At 56.3% G+C, this 20,153-nt stretch carries 17 protein-coding genes; 2 read left to right on the top strand and 15 right to left on the bottom strand.

The annotated features are described in order from the left end of the window. Window positions 1–104: 104 nt before the first annotated feature. Window positions 105–2,417 carry a peptidoglycan glycosyltransferase PbpC gene (pbpC, locus tag KE671_RS18005; RefSeq protein WP_206164455.1) on the bottom strand — a complete coding sequence of 771 codons (2,313 nt, stop codon included), beginning with the start codon at window positions 2,415–2,417 and terminating at the stop codon, window positions 105–107. Continuing rightward, the gene (locus tag KE671_RS18000; protein ID WP_206164456.1) at window positions 2,418–7,379 is read right to left on the bottom strand and encodes an alpha-2-macroglobulin family protein; all 4,962 of its coding nucleotides are present in this window, start codon (window positions 7,377–7,379) and stop codon (window positions 2,418–2,420) included. 208 nt (window positions 7,380–7,587) lie between these two features. Here KE671_RS18000 and sseA point away from each other — a divergent pair, with 208 nt between their 5' ends. Next, on the top strand, window positions 7,588–8,433 hold the full coding sequence (sseA, locus tag KE671_RS17995) for a 3-mercaptopyruvate sulfurtransferase (RefSeq protein WP_206164457.1): 846 nt from the start codon (window positions 7,588–7,590) through the stop codon (window positions 8,431–8,433). Window positions 8,434–8,492: 59 nt separating this feature from the next. Here the strand turns inward: sseA and sseB are convergent, their stop codons facing one another. From sseB to trmJ, 11 genes are all read right to left on the bottom strand, one after another. Continuing rightward, on the bottom strand, window positions 8,493–9,269 hold the full coding sequence (gene sseB / locus KE671_RS17990) for an enhanced serine sensitivity protein SseB (protein ID WP_206164458.1): 777 nt from the start codon (window positions 9,267–9,269) through the stop codon (window positions 8,493–8,495). Between the two features lie 107 nt (window positions 9,270–9,376). Then, the gene (gene pepB, locus KE671_RS17985; RefSeq protein ID WP_206164459.1) at window positions 9,377–10,660 is read right to left on the bottom strand and encodes an aminopeptidase PepB; all 1,284 of its coding nucleotides are present in this window, start codon (window positions 10,658–10,660) and stop codon (window positions 9,377–9,379) included. A 178-nt stretch (window positions 10,661–10,838) separates the two neighbouring features. Beyond that, entirely contained in the window at window positions 10,839–11,039 is a 201-nt protein-coding gene (gene iscX / locus KE671_RS17980; RefSeq protein ID WP_045446157.1) for a Fe-S cluster assembly protein IscX, read from the bottom strand. Between the two features lie 11 nt (window positions 11,040–11,050). Continuing rightward, a complete protein-coding gene (gene fdx / locus KE671_RS17975; RefSeq protein ID WP_042317595.1) occupies window positions 11,051–11,386 on the bottom strand; it encodes an ISC system 2Fe-2S type ferredoxin in 336 nt (111 codons plus the stop codon). A 1-nt stretch (window position 11,387) separates the two neighbouring features. Next, window positions 11,388–13,238, bottom strand: a complete 1,851-nt coding sequence (gene hscA / locus KE671_RS17970; RefSeq protein ID WP_206164460.1) for a Fe-S protein assembly chaperone HscA — start codon at window positions 13,236–13,238, stop codon at window positions 11,388–11,390. Between the two features lie 15 nt (window positions 13,239–13,253). Then, window positions 13,254–13,769: a co-chaperone HscB gene (gene hscB / locus KE671_RS17965; protein WP_206164461.1), complete on the bottom strand. Its 516-nt coding sequence runs from the start codon at window positions 13,767–13,769 to the stop codon at window positions 13,254–13,256. Between the two features lie 75 nt (window positions 13,770–13,844). Further along, window positions 13,845–14,168, bottom strand: coding sequence for an iron-sulfur cluster assembly protein IscA (iscA, locus tag KE671_RS17960; RefSeq protein WP_003037681.1), 324 nt, complete (start codon window positions 14,166–14,168; stop codon window positions 13,845–13,847). Between the two features lie 19 nt (window positions 14,169–14,187). Then, window positions 14,188–14,574 (bottom strand): Fe-S cluster assembly scaffold IscU, encoded by a 387-nt coding sequence (gene iscU / locus KE671_RS17955; protein ID WP_002913991.1) that lies wholly within the window; start codon window positions 14,572–14,574, stop codon window positions 14,188–14,190. Between the two features lie 25 nt (window positions 14,575–14,599). Then, on the bottom strand, window positions 14,600–15,814 hold the full coding sequence (iscS, locus tag KE671_RS17950; RefSeq protein ID WP_042999818.1) for a cysteine desulfurase: 1,215 nt from the start codon (window positions 15,812–15,814) through the stop codon (window positions 14,600–14,602). 224 nt (window positions 15,815–16,038) lie between these two features. After that, complete coding sequence (iscR, locus tag KE671_RS17945) at window positions 16,039–16,530, bottom strand: Fe-S cluster assembly transcriptional regulator IscR (RefSeq protein ID WP_042317591.1); 492 nt, start codon at window positions 16,528–16,530, stop codon at window positions 16,039–16,041. 241 nt (window positions 16,531–16,771) lie between these two features. Further along, entirely contained in the window at window positions 16,772–17,503 is a 732-nt protein-coding gene (trmJ, locus tag KE671_RS17940; RefSeq protein ID WP_206164462.1) for a tRNA (cytosine(32)/uridine(32)-2'-O)-methyltransferase TrmJ, read from the bottom strand. A gap of 118 nt (window positions 17,504–17,621) precedes the next feature. Here trmJ and suhB point away from each other — a divergent pair, with 118 nt between their 5' ends. Further along, on the top strand, window positions 17,622–18,425 hold the full coding sequence (suhB, locus tag KE671_RS17935) for an inositol-1-monophosphatase (protein WP_042999816.1): 804 nt from the start codon (window positions 17,622–17,624) through the stop codon (window positions 18,423–18,425). A gap of 106 nt (window positions 18,426–18,531) precedes the next feature. Here the strand turns inward: suhB and KE671_RS17930 are convergent, their stop codons facing one another. Further along, complete coding sequence (locus KE671_RS17930; RefSeq protein ID WP_206164463.1) at window positions 18,532–19,512, bottom strand: nickel/cobalt transporter; 981 nt, start codon at window positions 19,510–19,512, stop codon at window positions 18,532–18,534. Beyond that, window positions 19,503–20,132, bottom strand: a complete 630-nt coding sequence (locus tag KE671_RS17925) for a DUF1007 family protein (RefSeq protein ID WP_206164464.1) — start codon at window positions 20,130–20,132, stop codon at window positions 19,503–19,505. The genes KE671_RS17930 and KE671_RS17925 overlap by 10 nt, the downstream gene beginning before the upstream one ends. Window positions 20,133–20,153: the final 21 nt, after the last annotated feature.

Below are 20,153 nucleotides of genomic sequence, written 5' to 3'. Positions count from 1 at the left end.
TACCTGGCGCGGATTATAAAGAGCATCCCGGCTATTGCATATGGATGAAGGTAACATTTTTTTAAAATAAGATGAGTGTTAGCAACAAAAAGTGTCAATCTGGTCTACTGCAACGTAAACCTCACCGCCGCAACCTGTCCGCTCGCATCCATCGCCAGTAGCTGATAGTCATCTTTTTCGCGCAGACGTAGCGTGATACTGCGCTCATGTTCTTGCAGCGGTTCGCCGTTAAGGAACCACCAGCGCTCGCCTGCCCCGCCGCTGCTCTGAATCGTTAAGCTCGCCTCAGTCGTACCCGGTAAACGTTTGACGATTGCGCCATCACGGACGCCTGACAGTAACAGCGGTAATGCGGGATCCTGGCCGTGTGGCGGACACGTCGTTGAGGATAACGGCAAGCGCGCACTGCGACGCTCTGAGGCGGGCAACCACGGTTCCAGCGGTAACGGCCAGACAATCAGCATCTGCTCCCGCGCCTGCGGACAATCGGCGGCAACGCGTCGGCCTGACTTATTCAGCCAGACAGGGAAACGAATACCGCTCACCCCTTCCTGTTCCGGCAGCAATAGCGTGGGCGGCTGCACATCCTCCAGCAGCCAGGTGGCCAGACGACGCCGACAATTGCTGTCACCTGGGGGAAGCGATTGGCCGCCAGGCCAACACACGACGCCGCGCGTAACCGACGGCGGGCGAGGATCTTCCGGCGGCGAGGCACCACGGGATAAAAGCAGGTTGTTTACCTGATTGAGCAGCGGGATCGCACTGGCGTAACCAAACTGTCCGGCAACGGGCGTACCGTCCGGTCTACCCGTCCAGATACCGATGACATAGCGGGCATTGAGGCCAATCGCCCACGCATCGCGATAGCCATAGCTGGTGCCCGTTTTCCACGCCAGCGGAGCCACCCGCGGAAGCGCGCTATCCGGTAATGGTTGCGCTTCATCGGCCAAAATACGTCGAATAATCCATGCCGCACCGGGCGACATCAACGGACGCTCGGCAAGCGGATCGCCCGGTTGCAAACGCAGTTTTCCCGCCTTGCCGTGGCGAGCAAACGCGCTGTACCCCGCCACCATATCCTCGAGCCGTGCGCCTGCGCCCCCCAAAATAAGCGACAGATTAGGAGCCGCGCCCGCAGGCAGGTACAACGGCAGTCCAATATTACGTAACTGCGCGGAAAAACGCTTCGGGCCGTAGGCTTCCAGCACCTGTACCGCAGGTAAATTCAGCGAGCGCACCAGCGCTTCGCTCATACTGACAGGGCCATGAAAACCGCTGTCAAAATTGCCCGGGCGATAATCCCCGTTACGGCGCGGTACATCCTGCAATAACGACGCCGGGTGGATTAATCCCTCATCCAGCGCCAGCCCATAGACAAAAGGCTTGAGCACTGAGCCGGGCGATCGGATCGCCTTGACCATATCCACATGACCAAAACGCGTGTCATCATTCAGATCGACCGATCCGACCCAGCCGCGCACGCTCATGTCAGTGTGATCAACGACAATCATCGCCAGCGAACTGCGCGCTGGCAGCCTGCTCTTCCAGTTTTGCGCCAGTTCTTCCAGTTGTCGTTGCAGCCCGGCATCCAGGGTGGTGACAATTTTGTCGCCTTGCTTTTTGCCCAGCATCATCCGCGAGAAAAGCGGTGCCAGTTGCGGCATCTGGCGGGGCGTCAGCCAGACCGGCTCTTCACGCGATTCCTCCACCTGTTGCGGCGACCAAATCCCCTGTATCGCCATCCGCTCAAGCACTTTGTTGCGCGCAGCTTCTGCCCGATCCGGCCACCGATCGGGGCGCAGTCGACTCGGTGCCTGCGGCAATACCGCCAGTAACGCGGCTTCAGAGTAGCTGAGCTGTGCCGGAGGTTTTCCGAGATAGGCCCAACTGGCCGCGCCAATCCCCTGCAACGTGCCGCCAAACGGCGCACGATTGAGGTACAGCGTCAGGATGTCGCGTTTTGAGAGATGCCATTCGAGCTGCAGAGCACGCCAGAGCTGGCGAAACTTACCGCCAAAGGTACGAGGATGCGGATCCAGCAATCGCGCCACCTGCATGGTCAGAGTGCTGCCGCCGGAAATCACCCGTGCGGAGGAGAGATCCTGCCAGGCGGCGCGAAGTATAGACAGAGGGTTAACTCCCGGATGCTTCCAGAACCAGCGATCTTCATAGTTGATGAGCGCCTCAAGATAGCGCGGGGATACCTCTTCAAGCGTCACCGGATAGCGCCAGATGCCATCGGCGTCGGCAAACCGCCACAGCGGCGTTCCGTCATGCGCCACGACTACCCGTGCCGGATTAACCTCACGCAAAGGCAGCGGCCAGATTTTATCTGCCGCCCAGACGGCGCAGACAAGTAAAACAGACACAGCGACCAGCCAACGCCAGCCGCCGCGTTTACCGGTTAATCGCCCCATTTACGGCTTAACAATCAGTATCCCCTCAGCCGCACCGGTTGCCCGCCATTGTGGAACATACATCGATTCCACCATCGGCATCGGCACCTGATAGGTTCCAGGCGTCACCGCACGCGCCAGATAAACCAGCGTCACTGGCTGCCCCTGATTCACCGCCACCGCGGCGACAAAGCGGTCATCCCGAAACTCCATGTGCTGAATATCAGCCTGCTGCATCTGATTAAGCAGATTTTGCACCTCACTGCCACTGTCCTGCAAACTGGCGCTACCGTTAGCCAGATTCTGGTTTTCCAGTTCCAGCCCGGCTGGCAGCAGATCCACCACCAGCGCATCCGGAACGTCCTGGCTGGCTTTCACTTCCAGCCAGACCAGAACCAACTCACCGCTACGCAGGGAATCGAGCGATTTGCTCTGCCCGTCACTGCCCAGAATATGACGCTCAATCTGCAGCACATTGCTGGCAGGTGCCGGAGCCGTTTGCGGATAGCCGCTCACGTCCAGACGTAACCACATCGGCAGAGCACCGTTATTCGTCACCTGCAATGCCGCGAGTTGATCGGCATCCAGATTACGGGTCTGCGCTTTATCGCTCGTCAGCGGTTGCTCTGCGAGCGAGGTCTGCGCTTGCCAGGTGCCGGGTAAATCCTGCAATGAACGGGCAGCCAGGAACAGCGCGTTATTCTCCTGCGTTGACAGCCAGCGCTGACCAAACGCTTGCTCAGAGAGCGTGTTCAGCAGCGTATTCTGGACGTCCGGCTTCAGGTTATTCTCTTCCAGCAGCGCCAGCATCAGGGCGTTATCGCGAAGCGGACTGCCGTAATCGGCCAGCCACTGACGTTCATCGTGACGCGAGGTGGAGAGCGCCAGCGTCACCGCGTCGTCACTCCGTTTCGCGTCACCCATCGTTTTCAACGCCATGCCGAGTTGCAGCAGCGGCAAGCCTGATGCCGCCTGACTGCGATGCTCCCAGATTTCACGCAGCGCGCCAAGCGGGGCTTTTTGCTGACGAGCCAGGACCAGCGCGGCATAGGCCTGTACGGCAAATTTACTCGCCTGCGTATTGCTGGTGTAGCGAATCGACATCATGCCCGGATCCTGCAGATATCGCAGCAAACGCGCGTTGCCTTGAGCGATCCCCTCCGCCGGAACGCTATAGCCCTGCTCACCCGCGCGGACCAGGAAATCCATCGCGTAGGCAGTCAGCCAGTACTCTTCCGGGCCATTTTTGTCCCACAGCGCGAAGCCACCATTATCACGCTGCATTTGCAGCAGGCGGGCAATCCCGGTTTCGATTGCCGCACGACGCTTCTCGTCGGTATCGCCCGCAATGCCCAGCGCTCGTAGCTGCGCGGCATTGGTATAAAGCGACGGGAACAGGCCGCTGGTGGTTTGTTCCAGACAACCGTAGGGATACGCCTTCAGCTCACGGATATAGCGCGCCAGATTCAACGGCGGTTTACCGCTGAACAGCAGTTGCCCCTGCACCGTCACCGGAGAGAAATTCGCTAACCCTTCCGCAGGAGGTGTCCAGCTTTCACCCGGCTGCAACATCACGCCGTTATTGACCGTTTGCGCCGGGAATGCCGGACGTACGCCGATCTTCCACTGCTTTTGCTGCGGTCCGATCTCTTCTCCCGGCACGTTCAGCCCGCTTAGCGTCGCCTGCAGCTCACCCTCACCAAACCCGTCTTTCGCACGAACTGGAACAAACAGGGTCGTACGCACGCCTGGCTCGAGATTGACCTGCGCAGGCTGGTCGCTGACCAGTTCGATCAGTCCGCTGGCGGTCAGCGTTACGTTCAGTGACTGTGGTCGATCGGTAAGGTTGGTCACGTCCAGCACCAGTCGCGAGGTATCGCCACTGGCCATAAAGCGCGGCATGTTCAGCTCAGCAATGACCGGGGCGGCGACGATCGTTTTGCTTTCACTGCTGCCAAAGTCTTCCGCCGTCCATGCCTGCGCCATCACGCGCAGTTCGCCGTTAAAATCACCAATGGGTAGCGTCACGCTGCCTTCACCCTGCTCATTCAGCGTGACCGGTTGCGCCTGCTGCGCCACGATGTTCACATGGTTGACCGGCGGTTTACCGCCGCGTTTCAGTTCGTCGCCATCACCGCCAAAACGCAGTGCTGCCAGACGCCCCTGGCCTTCAATCACCTGGCCATAAATGTCATAAATATCCGCGCCATAGCGTTTTTGTCCGAAGAAGGCCTGCCACGGATCCGGCGTAACGTAATCGGTAATGTTCAACACCCCGCTGTCCACTGCCGACACCAGTACATTGACCTGTTTTGGCGTCTCGCCGTTTTTACTGCTGGCCTTGATCTTCACGATCAACGGCTGGTTCGGACGCATTTTTGCCGGGCTTTCCAGCACCAGATCCAGACGTCGGTTTTCGTCCCCCAGCGGTAGATGCAGCAAGCCGACGGCACGTTTCGGCGTTGCAGAACGGGATTTATCCCCCGGACGCACCACCAGCGTGCTCAGGTATAAATCGTGGCGATTCCACGATTTATCGACCGGAATGGAAAGCTCCAGTCCCTGCGCCGGGACATCAATTTCCTGCCACCACAGCGGGCCTTCGCTGGATTCCACCATCGCATAGCCTTTCCCCGCCGCCGGTGCCGCAATATGCAGCTTCATGGTGTCGCCCGGACGATAGGCCGGTTTGTCCAGCTTCAGCGTAACGCGATCCGGCCGCGCTGCCCCGCTGCCATCGCTGTTATCCTGCCAACTATAGCCCGCCCAGAAACGGATGCTGCTGATCGCATCGTTTGGCGCCTTCACTTCCAGTCGGTAGGCCCCCCACTCGACCGGGAATGTCACTTTACCGGTTTCGTCGGCTTTCAGATCCAGCGTCTGCTCACCTTCCACCAGATCTTTTTGATCAAAGCGTGACTGCCAGCCTTCGCTTTCCAGCCAGTCCCAGTAGTAGTCGCGACGCTCACGAATCAAACGCACCTGTAACCCAGAGACCGCTTTCTTCTCGCCCTGGGCATCGACATAGACAATGTCAAAGGCGGCATTGCTGTCTTCATCGACAATCGGCTGATCCACTGTGGTATCGGTGCGATAGTCATACACCGCTTTCACCGCAAATTGCGGGCGGATACCCGGTAACGTGTCTGCCGGCCAGATCGCCTGCTCAGCGCGACGCGTTACTGGACGACCACCGGACTCCAGCAGACTGGCCTGCAAAATCACCTTTAACGGTGAGTGGGTTTCACGCCATTCGCTGTTAGTACTGATGTCGCCACGCCCGGTTTCATCCAGCGTCAGTTGGACTTCATCGAGACTGCGCGACAGGTTTTCCTCGGCGATATTGCCAAACTGGAATCCGGGCAGTGACGGCACGGCATCACGCAACGGGCGCAGGTACAACTGTCCCTGTAACGCATTGCCATTTGCCGGTGCGCCGTAGAGGTAGTAGCCAACCACCGAAAACTTCACCGTGTCAGACGGCGACAACGGCGTTTTTTGACCGGTGAGGTTCAATGCCATTCGCTCCGGCATGAAATCTTCAACGTGGAAATCCCACATCCGGCTTTGGTTATCGCCTGTGTTGGCCCGAATGTGCCACATTCCGGTCGGCGCGCCGCTGTCCAGCGGATAAATAAAGCGATACAGCCCGTTATCCGGTTGACTAACGACAGTACGAATGACCTGGCCGTCCGGCTTAACCACCTCCAGCTTCACGGGCTGATCGGGCAACGTCTTGCCATCGCTGTCACGCAGCAGACCGTTGAGGATCACCGTCTCGCCGGGACGATAGAGATCGCGTGGGCCAAACATAAAGAACTGTTTGCTGTATCCCGGCTCCCCCGCGATATCGAACTCTGCTAAATCCAGCGCCGGGAGTTTCAGATCCAGCAGCGTGGTTTGTCCCTCTTTACGCGCCAGTAATAGCGCGGCGTTCTGGTGATTTTCAAGCTGGACATGACCCTTCGCATCGCTGGTTGCTTTCGCCAGGGTCTGTCCTTTCTCATCCAGCAAAGCGACATCTATCCCCTGCTGCGCAGCGCCATTCTCCAGGCTTTGCGTGAATACATCGAGCCGGTTCTGATAGCGGTGTGCCGAAAGGCCGATGTCGCTGAGCGTAAACAACGTTGCGGCGTTGCTGTACTCGTATTGCCCGGCTTTGTTCATCACCGCAACATAGACGCCCGCCTGTTGCAGCGGCTTAATCTCACTCAGCGGCAGAAGGAGTTTTTCGCGGGTGTTACGCGCAGGATTAAGATCGAAGCGACCGGTATAGACCAGATCCGCCATTTTCAGCAGATTGTCGGACTCCCAGTTGGACATCGAATTCCGGTACTCCCACTGACTGACAAAGGCCGCCAGCGATTCGGGTTTCACGCGGAAAAAGTTAACGTCTACGTTGTTCACGTTGAGCGCCATTACTGGCAGCCCTTCCACCACTTTCCCCGGCAGCAGTGAACCGCGGCTGGCAAAGCCCACGCTGGGCTGGATATCCCGCGTGGTGAGGCTTTTCTCAAAGTTGATTTCGAAGATCGCTTTGTTGAGCGCCCTGAGATCGCGCTCAATGGTCACCAGCAGGTCACGGTTGGGTTCCAGGTGGCGCAAACGCAGCTCTTTCAGATTCGGCGACAGTTCCCACGCGCCATCAACTTTGCCGCTTTTTTTATCCACCACGTGGACGACACGAGAAAAATCCTGTTCAGGATCTAACGGGATGGAAAAGGTCAATACCAGAGTGGATGCACCGTCCAGTTGCACCTCAGAAGCATCCAGCAGCGTAAGCGCTTTGCCTTCGCTCTGCTTGGCCAGTTTTTGCAACGTTGCGGTATCGTTGACCGCATTCTTTTCCGCCGCAGGCTGTGCGATGGGAGTGGATTGTGCCGCAGGGGCGTCCTTTTCCCCCACCGTAGGGGCTTTATCGTTGTTGTCGCACCCAGCAAGCGCCAGCATTAGCATACAGGCGACTACGCGTATGTATTTCATTTTTTCATCCCTGGCCAGCGCGGCCCGTTAGCAACGTAGAACCGTTATTATGCGTGAGATTTCACTTTGTGTAAGTCTCTATCCACTGTATCGCGTCTGAATTTAATTAAGAAATGTGGGATCGCCGGACAAATCAGCCTCTTTTACTTGTCCCCTGTTAGCAAAGGCCTGACAATTTACCGGACACCTGATAAACATGGAGATCCCCATGACTACCGCCTTTTTTGTCGCCGCCGATTGGCTTGCAGAGCATATTGACGATCCGCAGATTCAAATTATCGACGCCCGTATGGCACCGCCAGGACAGGAAGACCGCGACGTTGCGCAAGAGTATCGCTCGGGGCATATCCCGGGCGCGGTGTTTTTCGATATCGAAGCGCTTTCCGACCACACCTCACCACTGCCGCATATGATGCCGCGCCCGGAAAGCTTCGCCGTGGCGATGCGTGAACTGGGGGTGCATCAGGATAAACATCTGATCGTGTATGACGAGGGGAATCTGTTCTCCGCCCCGCGCGCGTGGTGGATGCTGCGCACCTTTGGCGTGGAGAACGTATCCATTCTGGGGGGTGGCCTGGCGGGCTGGCAACGTGATGCGTTGCCGCTACAGGAAGGTAACATCGAGCTGCCGGAAGGTGAGTTTGATACGGCGTTTACCCCTGAAGCCGTCGTGCGCGTCACCGACGTTCTGCTCGCCAGTCACGAAAAAAGCGCGCAAATTGTCGATGCCCGGCCGGCTGCACGTTTTAATGCTGAAGTCGACGAGCCGCGTCCGGGTCTCAGGCGTGGTCATGTACCCGGTGCGTTAAACGTGCCATGGACAGAACTGGTTCAGGAAGGTGAACTGAAAACAACCGACGAACTGGATGCCATCTTCTTTCGCCACGGGGTGAGTTTTGATCGTCCGATTATCGCCAGCTGTGGTTCTGGCGTGACGGCAGCCGTCGTCGTACTGGCGCTCGCCACGCTGGACGTACCGAATGTGGCATTGTATGACGGCGCATGGAGCGAATGGGGTGCACGTGCCGATTTACCGGTAGAACCGGTGAAGTAAACACGATGCCGGGTGGCGCTTGCGCTTACCCGGCCTGGAAACCAAACTAAACCGTGCTTTTAAATAATCCGATTCTGTTTGAAATCGCGCAGGAACCCGCCCCAGCGGCGTTCATAGAACGGCGCGATGTGTTCGGTGATAAAGTGGCTGATCCCTTTCTCACCTTTTTTCACCTGGCAGATATCAATCGGTTCATCGCCCGGTAGCGTATCTGTTGCCACGCTACCTGCTGCATGAATAATCTCCTCAATATCCCCATCGGCCTCAATACCGATCAGCAGATTGGCGTCAGCATCCGTACGCTCTCTAATCGAACAGAGAAACGCACGCTTCACCGGCTTGAGGGTCTTAAACAGCGTAGTGAGCGAGTCAATCATCTGCACAGGCGGCTCGGTCACTTCGGAAAGAATCAGGGATTCCCCACCTTCCAGCACTTCCTGCGTGCTCAACGGATTGCCTTCGTCACCCATCAGCAGGCTGATTTCACGCGGCATGAACTCTTTACCGGTCGGCAATTTGGCGTTGAGGAACAGCGTTTCGCCGAGCGTCATTTCAAACAGCGTACGTACCGGCATCACCACAAACGCCTGCTCATCTTCGACTGCCTGCTGCAACGCTTCCAGAGAGGTAAAAAAGGGGATGACGGTAGTGCCATCTTCTTTTTCCCAGTGCTGAAGATCGAGCGCGCTGTCTTCGACAATCGCTTCGCCTTCTGCCGCAGTGCCCGGCACCCAGACGGTGGATTCCAGCAAGGTGCGGAAAAATGCCGGACGGTGCGCGGGTTCCGTCGCGGCTTGTTCCAGTAAGGTTTCTAATTCGTTTTTTGTTTCGGACATAGAGATCACAACTTATATATGGATTGTAGGCCTGATAAGACGCACTGCGTCGCCATCAGGCAAAATGCCGGGTGGCGCTTCGCTTACCCGACCTACAAAAACACCTTTCAGGCCGTCAACAAATTGGCGATTGTACGTACGCCCAGACCGGTCGCCCCGGCAGACCACTGCTCAACCGGCGCTTTGCGATAGGTTGCTGAGCAGTCAATATGCAGCCAGCCCTGCTGGTAGTTTTCCACAAAGTGCGACAGGAATCCTGCAGCTGTACTCGCCCCAGCCGGATACGCCGCGCTGCCGGTATTGTTCAACTCAGCAAAATTAGACGGCAACTGGTTGCGGTGAAATTCTGCCAGCGGCAGACGCCAGAACGCCTCGTTCTCTTCGGCTGCGCTCGTCAGCAGACGGTTCGCCAGTTGGTCATCAAAGCTGAACAGCGCATGGTAGTCGTTACCCAGCGCGGTTTTCGCGGCACCAGTCAGCGTTGCGGCATCAATAATCAGTTCCGGTTTCTGCGCGCTGGCATCGATCAGACCGTCTGCCAGTACCAGACGTCCTTCAGCATCGGTATTCATCACTTCGACGTTTTTACCGTTGCGATAGTGGATGATATCGCCCAGCTTGAAGGCGTTACCGCTGATCAGGTTATCCGCACAGCACAGATACAGCTTCACGCGTTTGTTCAGACCGCGCGTGATCGCAAACGCCAGCGCGCCGGTTACCGTTGCGGCACCGCCCATGTCGGATTTCATGGAGTCCATAAAGGCGCTCTGCTTGATGCTGTAGCCGCCGGAATCAAAGGTGATCCCTTTACCAACCAGGCAAGCGTAAACCGGGGCTTCTTTATCCCCTGTCGGGTTGTAGTCGAGCGCCAGCAGGACTGGCGGACGTTCTGAACCGCGACCCACGGTATACAGCCCCATGTAGTTCTGCTCGCGCAGATCTTCACCTTTGGTAATGCGGTAAGAGACGTGATCGCACGCTACGCTGCACAGCAGGTCAACGGCGCGCTGCGCCAGTTGCTCTGGACCCAGCTCTTCCGCCGGCGCGTTAATAGTGTCACGCACCCAGTCAATGATGGTCAGACGGTTATCCAGCTCCTGGCGCTGTACGTCGTCCAGCTCAGGCCATTCCACTTTACGGCTGCCTTTTGGCCCTTTGTAGCCCTGCCAGAATGACCAGCAGCGGTCTGCATTCCAGCCCTCGCCTGCCAGTTGAACATGCTTGATGCCAAGGCCGTCAATTTTACGTGCGGCGCGCTGAATAAGGCCCAGATCATCCTTTCCATTGAGGTGCAGGGTAATACCCTCGTTATTGATACTGTATGTCGCTTTTTCACCCCAGCGTGCGTCCGCGGGTTGTGTGGAAAGCGTAATTTTCATGGCTTCTGTCATGTTATTTATCCTTATTAGCAAACGGGCCGCCAGAGGCAGCCCGTATGTTCATTTCCACTAAATGATTCGCGCAGCAGGAAGGCGGCAAGCGAGCGAATCCCCGGGAGCAGAGATAACTCTGTGACTGGGGTAAGCGAGCGCGGCTAACGCATCTGCAGCGTGAAGCATGACGGGGAAATTATTCTGCTTCATCTAACCAGACTAACAGAATCGCCTCCAGAATTTTTTCATTGGATGCGCCGGGGTCGTCATCAAATTCCTCAAGATCGCAGATCCACTGATGAAGATCGGTGAAACGAACGGTCTTAGGATCGAGATCGGGGAACGCGTCGTACAGCGCTTCGCCAATTTCGCGGCTATCGGTCCACTTCAGTCCCATACTACCCTCTGTTAATGCTCACGAGCATGATTGATTGTGTAACGTGGGATTTCGACCACTAAATCATCCCCGGTTACGCGAGCCTGACAGCTTAAACGGCTCTCCGGCTCCAGTCCCCAGGCTTTATCCAGCATGTCGTCTTCTTCTTCCGTACTTTCCGGCAGGGAGTCAAAGCCTTCACGCACGATGCAGTGGCAAGTCGTACAGGCGCAGGATTTTTCGCAGGCGTGTTCAATCTCGATACCGTTGCGCAGGGCAACGTCAAGAATGGTTTCACCGGTCTCGGCTTCCAGAACTGCGCCATCCGGACAGAGATCCTGATGAGGCAGAATAACAATCTTTGGCATATTAAACCTCGTCCACGGAATGGCCTTTCAGCGCGCTGCGAACCGACTGGTCCATGCGGCGAGCGGCGAATTCCTGGGTTTGTTTGTCTACGTTTTTAATGGCTTGTTCGATAGCGTCAGCATCATCGCCCTGTGCCACCTCGCTCAGGTGCGCGGCCGCATCGTCGATCAATTGACGTTCTGCGGCGCTGAGCAGCGCGGCATCAGCGGTCAGCGCGCCGGTTAAACTCTCCAGCACCCGCGCCGCTTCGACTTTCTGCTCTGCCAGCATACGGGCTTTTACGTCCTGCTCGGCAAAGCTCATCGAATCCTGAATCATTGAGGCAATTTCGCTGTCGGTCAGACCGTAGGACGGTTTCACCTGAATAGAAGCCTCAACGCCGGTGGATTTCTCCATCGCAGTGACGCTTAACAGACCGTCTGCATCCACCTGGAAGGTGACGCGAATATGCGCGCCGCCTGCCGGAAGCGCCGGAATACCGCGCAGCGCGAAGCGCGCCAGCGAACGGCAGTCCTGCACCAGTTCACGTTCGCCCTGCATCACGTGGATAGACATCGCGGTCTGACCGTCTTTGAAGGTGGTAAAGTCCTGCGCACGCGCCACCGGGATCGTGGTGTTACGCGGGATCACTTTCTCCACCAGGCCGCCCATCGTTTCCAGTCCCAGCGACAGCGGGATCACGTCGAGTAGCAGCATTTCACTGTCCGGCTTGTTGCCGACCAGGATATCGGCCTGGATTGCCGCGCCAATCGCCACCACTTTGTCCGGGTCGATTGCGGTCAGCGGCGGGCGACCGAAGAATTCGCCCACGCGTTCACGCACCAGCGGTACGCGCGTGGAGCCGCCGACCATCACCACTTCCAGTACCTCCTGTGCCTCAACGCCGGCATCTTTCAGCGCGCGACGACAGGCCAGCAGCGTACGCTTAACCAGCGCGGAAATAAGTTCATTAAACTGTTCGCGGGTAATCTCACCCTGCCAGCCCGCCACGTTAACCGTCACGGATTCGGCATCGCTAAGCGCGATTTTCGCCGCGATGGCGGCATCCAGCAGTTCGCGCTGCACGCGATTATCGCTGCGATCGGTAATTCCCGCCTGTTCACGGATGTAGTCCGCCAGCAGATGGTCGAAGTCATCGCCGCCCAGCGCGGAGTCCCCGCCCGTCGCCAGCACTTCGAATACCCCACGGCTGAGGCGCAGAATAGAAATATCAAAGGTTCCGCCGCCAAGGTCATACACCGCGATAACGCCCTCTTTGCCGGAATCCAGACCGTAGGCAATCGCCGCAGCGGTCGGTTCATTGAGCAGGCGCAGCACATGAAGGCCCGCCAGGCGTGCGGCATCTTTGGTTCCCTGACGCTGGGCATCGTCAAAATACGCCGGTACGGTAATCACCACGCCGTCGAGTTCACCAGACAGCGATTCTGTTGCTCGCGCCGCCAGCGCCTTCAGGATATCGGCTGAAACACGGACCGGATTCAGCAACCCCGCCGCCGTTTCAATCATCGGCAAGCCATTTTCACTTGCCTGAAAATGGTACGGCAGATGCGGGTAACGCGCCTGAATATCCGCCAGAGAACGCCCCATCATGCGTTTCACCGAACTGATGGTATTGGCGGTATCCAGCGCGGCATTAGCGCGCGCATCATAGCCGACCGTGTGGCCCTGCTGCTGATAGTGAACGACGGACGGCAGCAGATGACGACCATCGTGATCGGCCAGCGTTTCCGCCTGACCGCTACGCACGGTGGCGACCAGAGAGTTAGTGGTTCCGAGATCGATGCCCACAGCCAGACGACGCTGGTGTGGCGCTGCGCTCAGACCAGGCTCACTAATTTGTAATAAGGCCATAATTGCTTCCGAATATTAAAAATCGAGCAGTTTTTCTTCGAGTTGTTCTGCACTGCTTCGCAGTTTATCGAGAAAACGCAGTTTACGCACGGTATCGGCCGCAGCGTCCCACGTCTCGCTATCCAGTTGTTCCACCATCCGCTGATGGCGGTCATCAAACATCTTTTTCACGCGCTGGATAAACGGTTCCAGCCGCGCTTCGTCTTTCGCCTGTTCGATTTCATCGAGCTCTTCACGCAGTTCCAGTTGTTCCATCAGGAATGCGGTATCGCGCACCGTGTGCTGCTCATTGTTGAGGTCAAAACCGTGTAGCGAAAGCAGATATTCTGCGCGCATCAGAGGATGGCGCAGCGTTTGCCAGGCCTGGTTGATGGTGGCGGATTGCTGGACGGCAGCAAGCTGTTCCGCCTGGGTACCGCTGGCAAATTTATCAGGGTGATACTGGCGTTGCAGATCCTGAAAACGAAGGCTCAGCGCCTGAATATCGAGCGGATAACGGGCCGGTAAGCCAAAGAGGGTGAAGTAGTCCATAACATTCTCAGGGGTAGCCTGTTAGAACAAACCCCACACGCAGCAGGGCTACGGCGGGGTTTCGGATGACGCAAGTTACACGTGGAAGCTTTCGCCGCAACCACACTCGTCTTTCACGTTCGGGTTAGTGAATTTAAACCCTTCGTTCAGACCTTCTTTCACAAAGTCTAACTGCGTACCGTCGAGAAATTGCAGGCTTTTTCCGTCAACCACGACCTTAACGCCTTTGTCTTCAAACACGGTGTCTTCTGCCGCCGGTTCATCAACAAATTCCAGTACATACGCCATACCTGAGCATCCGGAGGTTCTCACGCCCAGACGCAGGCCAAACCCTTTACCACGGTTCGCCAGGAAGGTATTTACTCGCGCTGCTGCACTGTCGCTAAGTGTAATCGACATAATAAAACCTCAACTCTTCTTATTTTGCTTCACGTTTGCTTTTGTAGTCCGCAATGGCGGCTTTGATCGCGTCTTCTGCCAGTATCGAGCAGTGAATCTTCACAGGCGGCAGTTCAAGCTCATCGGCGATGTCAGTGTTTTTAATCGCCTGCGCTTCGTCCAGTGATTTCCCTTTCACCCATTCGGTGACCAGGGAGCTGGAAGCGATAGCAGAACCGCAGCCGTAAGTCTTGAAACGCGCGTCTTCAATGATACCTTCATTGTTAACTTTGATCTGCAACTTCATCACGTCGCCACAGGCTGGTGCCCCCACCATGCCGCTGCCCACGTTCTCGTCGCTGTTGTCAAAAGAGCCCACGTTACGTGGATTCTCGTAATGATCGATTACTTTTTCGCTGTAAGCCATGATGAATTCTCCTTATCGGTACCGATTAATGATGTGACCATTCGATGCTGTTCAGATCCACGCCCTGCTTGTGCATTTCCCACAGCGGAGAAAGGTCACGCAGACGGCCGATAGATTTACGAACCAGTTCGATGGTGTAATCAATCTCTTCTTCGGTAGTAAAACGACCTAAAGAGAAACGAATAGAGCTATGTGCCAGCTCGTCAGTCATGCCCAGCGCGCGCAGCACATAGGAAGGCTCGAGGCTCGCAGAGGTACAGGCTGAACCGGAAGAGACCGCAAGGTCTTTCAGCGCCATGATCAACGACTCGCCTTCAACGTAGTTAAAGCTCACGTTGAGGATGTTTGGCGCGCCCTGCTCAAGGTCACCATTCAGGTAAACTTCTTCCATATCTTTCACGCCGTTCCACAGACGGTTACGCAGACCGCGCAGACGCGCCATCTCGGTTTCCATCTCTTCTTTCGCGATGCGATAGGCTTCGCCCATGCCGACGATCTGGTGGACAGGCAGCGTACCAGAACGCATGCCGCGCTCGTGACCACCGCCATGCATCTGCGCTTCGATGCGAATACGCGGTTTACGACGAACGTACAGCGCGCCGATCCCTTTCGGGCCATAAATTTTGTGACCGGAGAAGGACATCAGGTCAACTTTCAACTGGCTCAGATCGATAGGCAGTTTGCCCACGCTCTGAGTGGCGTCAACATGGTAAATAATGCCGCGCGCACGGCACATTTCGCCGATAGTCGCGATATCCTGTACCACGCCGATTTCGTTGTTCACGTGCATGATGGAAACCAGGATGGTGTCATCACGCATCGCCGCTTCCAGCTCTTTGAGATCGATAATCCCGTTACTCTGCGGCGCCAGGTAGGTAACTTCAAAGCCTTCGCGCTCCAGTTGACGACAGGTATCCAGCACGGCTTTATGTTCGGTTTTGCTGGTGATGATGTGCTTGCCTTTTTTCTGATAAAAGTTGGCTGCACCTTTGATCGCCAGGTTGTCGGATTCAGTCGCACCGGAGGTAAAGACGATTTCGCGCGGATCGGCACCCACCAGATCGGCAATCTGATTACGGGCGATATCTACCGCCTCTTCAGCCTGCCAGCCGAAACGGTGTGAACGGGAGGCCGGGTTACCAAAGGTCCCGTCCAGCGTCAGGAACTGCATCATTTTCTCGGCAACACGCGGGTCCACCGGCGTGGTTGCGGAGTAGTCGAGATAAATCGGTAATTTCATTGCTCTATAAACTCCGTACATCGCTTCAATGCAAGGAGTCAGGCAACCGGCTGGATGTACGACCGTGTTGACGGAGCGTAGGCGCTCCGGCCTGACTCTGAATACTTTTACGCTTAATACTTCTGGCTGCCTTCACTCACCTCAGTCACTTACTGGTGTAAACGCCTGAGGATTCATTCAGTTGCCGCCTCAATGCAGCCAGAATGATTTGCGTAATTTTCTATTTAAGCGCGTAACTTAACGTCAATCGCGTCTTGTGCACGATTTGTGCGTGGAGCGTCGTGGCTGTGCTGGCGACCAGACACATCCAGGACTTCCTGATTATTCACCAGTTCGCCTAACGTAATGTTGTTGAGAAAACCAGTCAGACGGTCGCTCAGATCGCGCCACAGCGCGTGGGTCAGGCATTTATCGCCGCCCTGACAACCGCCTTTGCCCTGACAGCGGGTCGCATCAACCGACTCGTCAACAGCGCTAATCACTTCACCAACTGCAATACTGCCGGCATCTTTGCCCAGCAGATAACCACCGCCTGGCCCACGTACGCTGGACACCAGACCATTTTTACGCAAACGGGAGAACAGCTGTTCCAGATAAGAAAGGGAAATTCCCTGACGTTCAGAAATATCAGCCAACGGTACCGGGCCCGCTTCGGAGTTGAGCGCAACGTCCAACATTGCGGTCACGGCATAACGCCCTTTAGATGTCAGTCTCATGTCTTACTTAGCCTCAAACTCGCCCCTGCCCGGGGTTTTTTATTGTAAAATGGGGGTATTGCATAGCAGGGCCAAGTCTGACATTCCCGACTAAATCAGTCAACTATTTACTTGACTAATTTAGTCAGGTATTTGACGTTCCGTGCGGTATTCGTTTGCCGGATGGCGCTTCGCTTATCCGGCCTACAGGCCGCACGATTCGCAGGCCGGATAAGCGAAGCGCCATCCGGCATTAGCACAGTTACTTGCTTTTATTCTGCTGTTCGACAGATGCCAGCATCCCACGCAGAATATTCAGTTCCTGGCTCTCCGGACGCGCGCGCGTAAACAGACGACGCAGTTTGTTCATCACCTGTCCCGGATGGTTTTCTCGGATAAAGCCCGTCGACAGTAACGTCTGTTCAAGGTGACCGTAAAAACGCTCCAGATCGTCCACCAGCGGGTATGGCGCTTCTTCATGCACCACCGCGTCAGGATTTTCCTGGGTCGCCAGCCAGGCCATGCGCACTTCATAAGCGATGACCTGTACCGCCATCGCCAGGTTCAGCGAGCTGTACTCCGGGTTCGCCGCAATCGCGACATGATAATGACATTTTTGCAGCTCATCATTGGTCAGCCCAACACGCTCACGGCCAAACACCAGCGCGACAGGGGTATTCGCTGCTTCCGCAACGCTTTTCAGACCACATTCGCGCGGATCAAGCATTGGCCACGGTAGCGTACGCGAACGTGCGCTGGTCCCTACCACCAGACTGCATCCGGCCAGCGCTTCATCGAGGGTATCGACAATCTGCGCGTTGCCGATCACATCGCTGGCCCCTGCCGCCAGGGCGATGGCCTGGGAGTCAGGTTTTACGAGCGGGTTCACCAGCCACAGGTTGGTTAAGCCCATTGTTTTCATGGCGCGGGCAACAGAGCCCATATTGCCGGTGTGTGACGTTTCTACCAGCACGATTCGAATATTTTGCAGCATTGTCTTTCTTCAGCTAAAGATTATTCGCCCATATTATCATAAATCGAAGACATATTCCGATCTCACTGCTATACTTTGCGCCGTTTTCCCGTTCTTTAACATCCAGTGAGAGAGACCGATGCATCCGATGCTGACCATCGCCGTGCGCGCAGCGCGCAAGGCGGGTAATGTAATTGCCAAACACTACGAAACACCTGACTCAGTAGAAACCAGCCAGAAAGGCAGCAATGATTTCGTGACCAACGTCGATAAAGCCGCCGAAGCGATTATTATCGAAACGATCCGCAAATCATACCCACAGCACACCATCATCACCGAAGAAAGCGGTGAACATGAAGGTACCGATCAGGATGTTCAATGGGTTATCGATCCACTGGATGGCACCACCAACTTCGTCAAACGTCTGCCGCACTTCGCGGTTTCCATCGCTGTACGCATTAAAGGCCGCACTGAAGTCGCTGTGGTTTACGATCCGATGCGTAATGAACTGTTTACCGCGACCCGCGGTCAGGGTGCTCAGTTGAATGGCTATCGTCTGCGCGGCAGCAATGCGCGTGACCTCGATGGCACTATTATCGCCACCGGCTTCCCGTTCAAAGCCAAACAGCACGCCACCTCTTACATGAATATCCTCGGCAAAATGTTTACCGAGTGTGCTGACTTCCGTCGCACCGGGTCTGCTGCGCTGGATCTGGCCTATGTGGCCGCTGCGCGCGTTGACGGTTATTTCGAAATTGGTCTGCGTCCGTGGGATTTCGCCGCTGGCGAACTGATCGCCCGTGAAGCCGGCGCTCTGGTCTGCGACTTTACCGGTGGTCATAACTACATGACGACCGGCAACATCGTGGCGGGCAACCCGCGTGTGGTAAAAGCGATGCTGGCGAATATGCGTGATGAACTGAGCGACGCGCTGAAGCGTTAATCGCTTGCTGCCGGATGGCGACTAACGCCTTATCCGGCCTACAGAGGAAAATGATCTGTAGGCCGGATAAGCGAAGCGCCATCAGGCATTCTCCCCCAAGGCGCGTTTAAAACGGCCGTAATCCCCTTCCTGCTGGTACCGCACTTAACCACATCACCACCGCTGCAACGACCAGGATCACACCTCCGGCTAACGCCAGCGTTGACCAACCTATCTGCCGCCACAATACTGGCGAGTTCCTGCCGCTCAGCCTGACCGCCAGCGTACGAAAACTGTGCACCAGTAACGCCAGAGAGGTAATTGTCAGCGACGTTCCCGCCGCCATCGCCAGTGCCGAGGCCATCCCCCAGTAAAAAACGCCGATGACTTTGCTGAACAGCAGCACCACGATCGCTCCGGAACAGGGACGCATCCCCATCGACAGAATAATCATCAGCCGTGCACGCCAGTCGTCATCACGATGAAGCTGATCCGGATTCGGCAGGTGCTGATGCCCGCACCCACAGTTTTCATGGTGTATATGATGCGGCGTGAAGGCGGTAAACCTGGGTTTGCGCAGCAGTGCGTGCAGTCTCTTCAGCGCCCGCCAGCAGAGCAGAACGCCCAGAATTCCCACTAACGCATAGCTCCCCTTCTCCAGCCAGAAACCACTCAGATGTAACTGTCTCGCCGGCAGTTGCAGAACGTTCAGCACCACCACGACCAGCCCGATCGCCACCAGCCCCTGCAATAACGAGGAGGCCAGCGTCAGGCTAATACTCGACCTCAGCTTAGAAGGATGGGTCGCCAGCCAGGTGGTGATCACCACTTTTCCATGTCCCGGCCCCAGCGCGTGCAGCACACCATATAAAAAGCTAAACAGTAGCAACGACCCGCCCGCCTGAGCGGGACTGGCGGATACGGCCTTCAGCAACACGCTCATCTGCTGATTCACCTCCCGCTGCCAGACAATACTTTTGACCATCACCTGCGGCCAGGCGTGCCACAGCCAGACGCCACCGATCGCCGCAATCAGTAAAAAAAGCGCCAGCGGCCACAGCGATATCCAGCGCCGTGCGTGAATGCGGTTAGTCGACATTACTGACATGTGACTGTCACCGTCTGCGCGAATTGTTTACCCAGTTCCATATCCTCTGGCGGCGCATCTTCCTTATCCAGCGACTGGGCAAAGCTAAGCGATTCTTCACTCGGCGCCGGTGTATGCACGGCGATCTCACATTGTTTACGCAACGCCGACGACAGCGTTGCATCGTTATCATCTTCGTAGCTCATATCGACGTAGTAAGAGGGATCAAAGGTTGAGAAGGTGTAGCGTTGCCCGCTCAAGGGTTGCGGTTTCGCAAGCGGCAGTACAAAGGTGAGCACGGCCTGATGCTCATCACGCTCCATGCTGTATTCCGTAGGGAGGTTTTTAAATTTCACGCGCTGCCCGTTGTGCCACATTTCGGTAAAATAGTGCTGTCCCAGGACATTCGCCATCACTTCCGCCGCCAGTTTCTTCCAGATTTCAGAACCCGGTTTCGCATCGCCCGCATCATATAACAGGTCGGCGGAGGTCAGCTCATCCATTGTCCAACGCATCTTCAGCGCCACAATAGCCCCGTTATCGCTAACCACTTCTGTTTTCAGACGGATGAAACTGTGAGGATGTGCGCTCACCGTAAACGTCAAAAAAGCGAGTAACACCAACAAAGCGCCGCGTATCATGAATAACTTTGACTCCCCATA

Source organism: Citrobacter amalonaticus, from assembly GCF_018252635.1.
In the GTDB taxonomy this organism is placed as follows: domain Bacteria; phylum Pseudomonadota; class Gammaproteobacteria; order Enterobacterales; family Enterobacteriaceae; genus Citrobacter_A; species Citrobacter_A amalonaticus_E.
The sequence above is the reverse complement of the archived record's forward strand: the minus strand, read 5'-3'. Positions and strand labels throughout refer to the sequence as shown.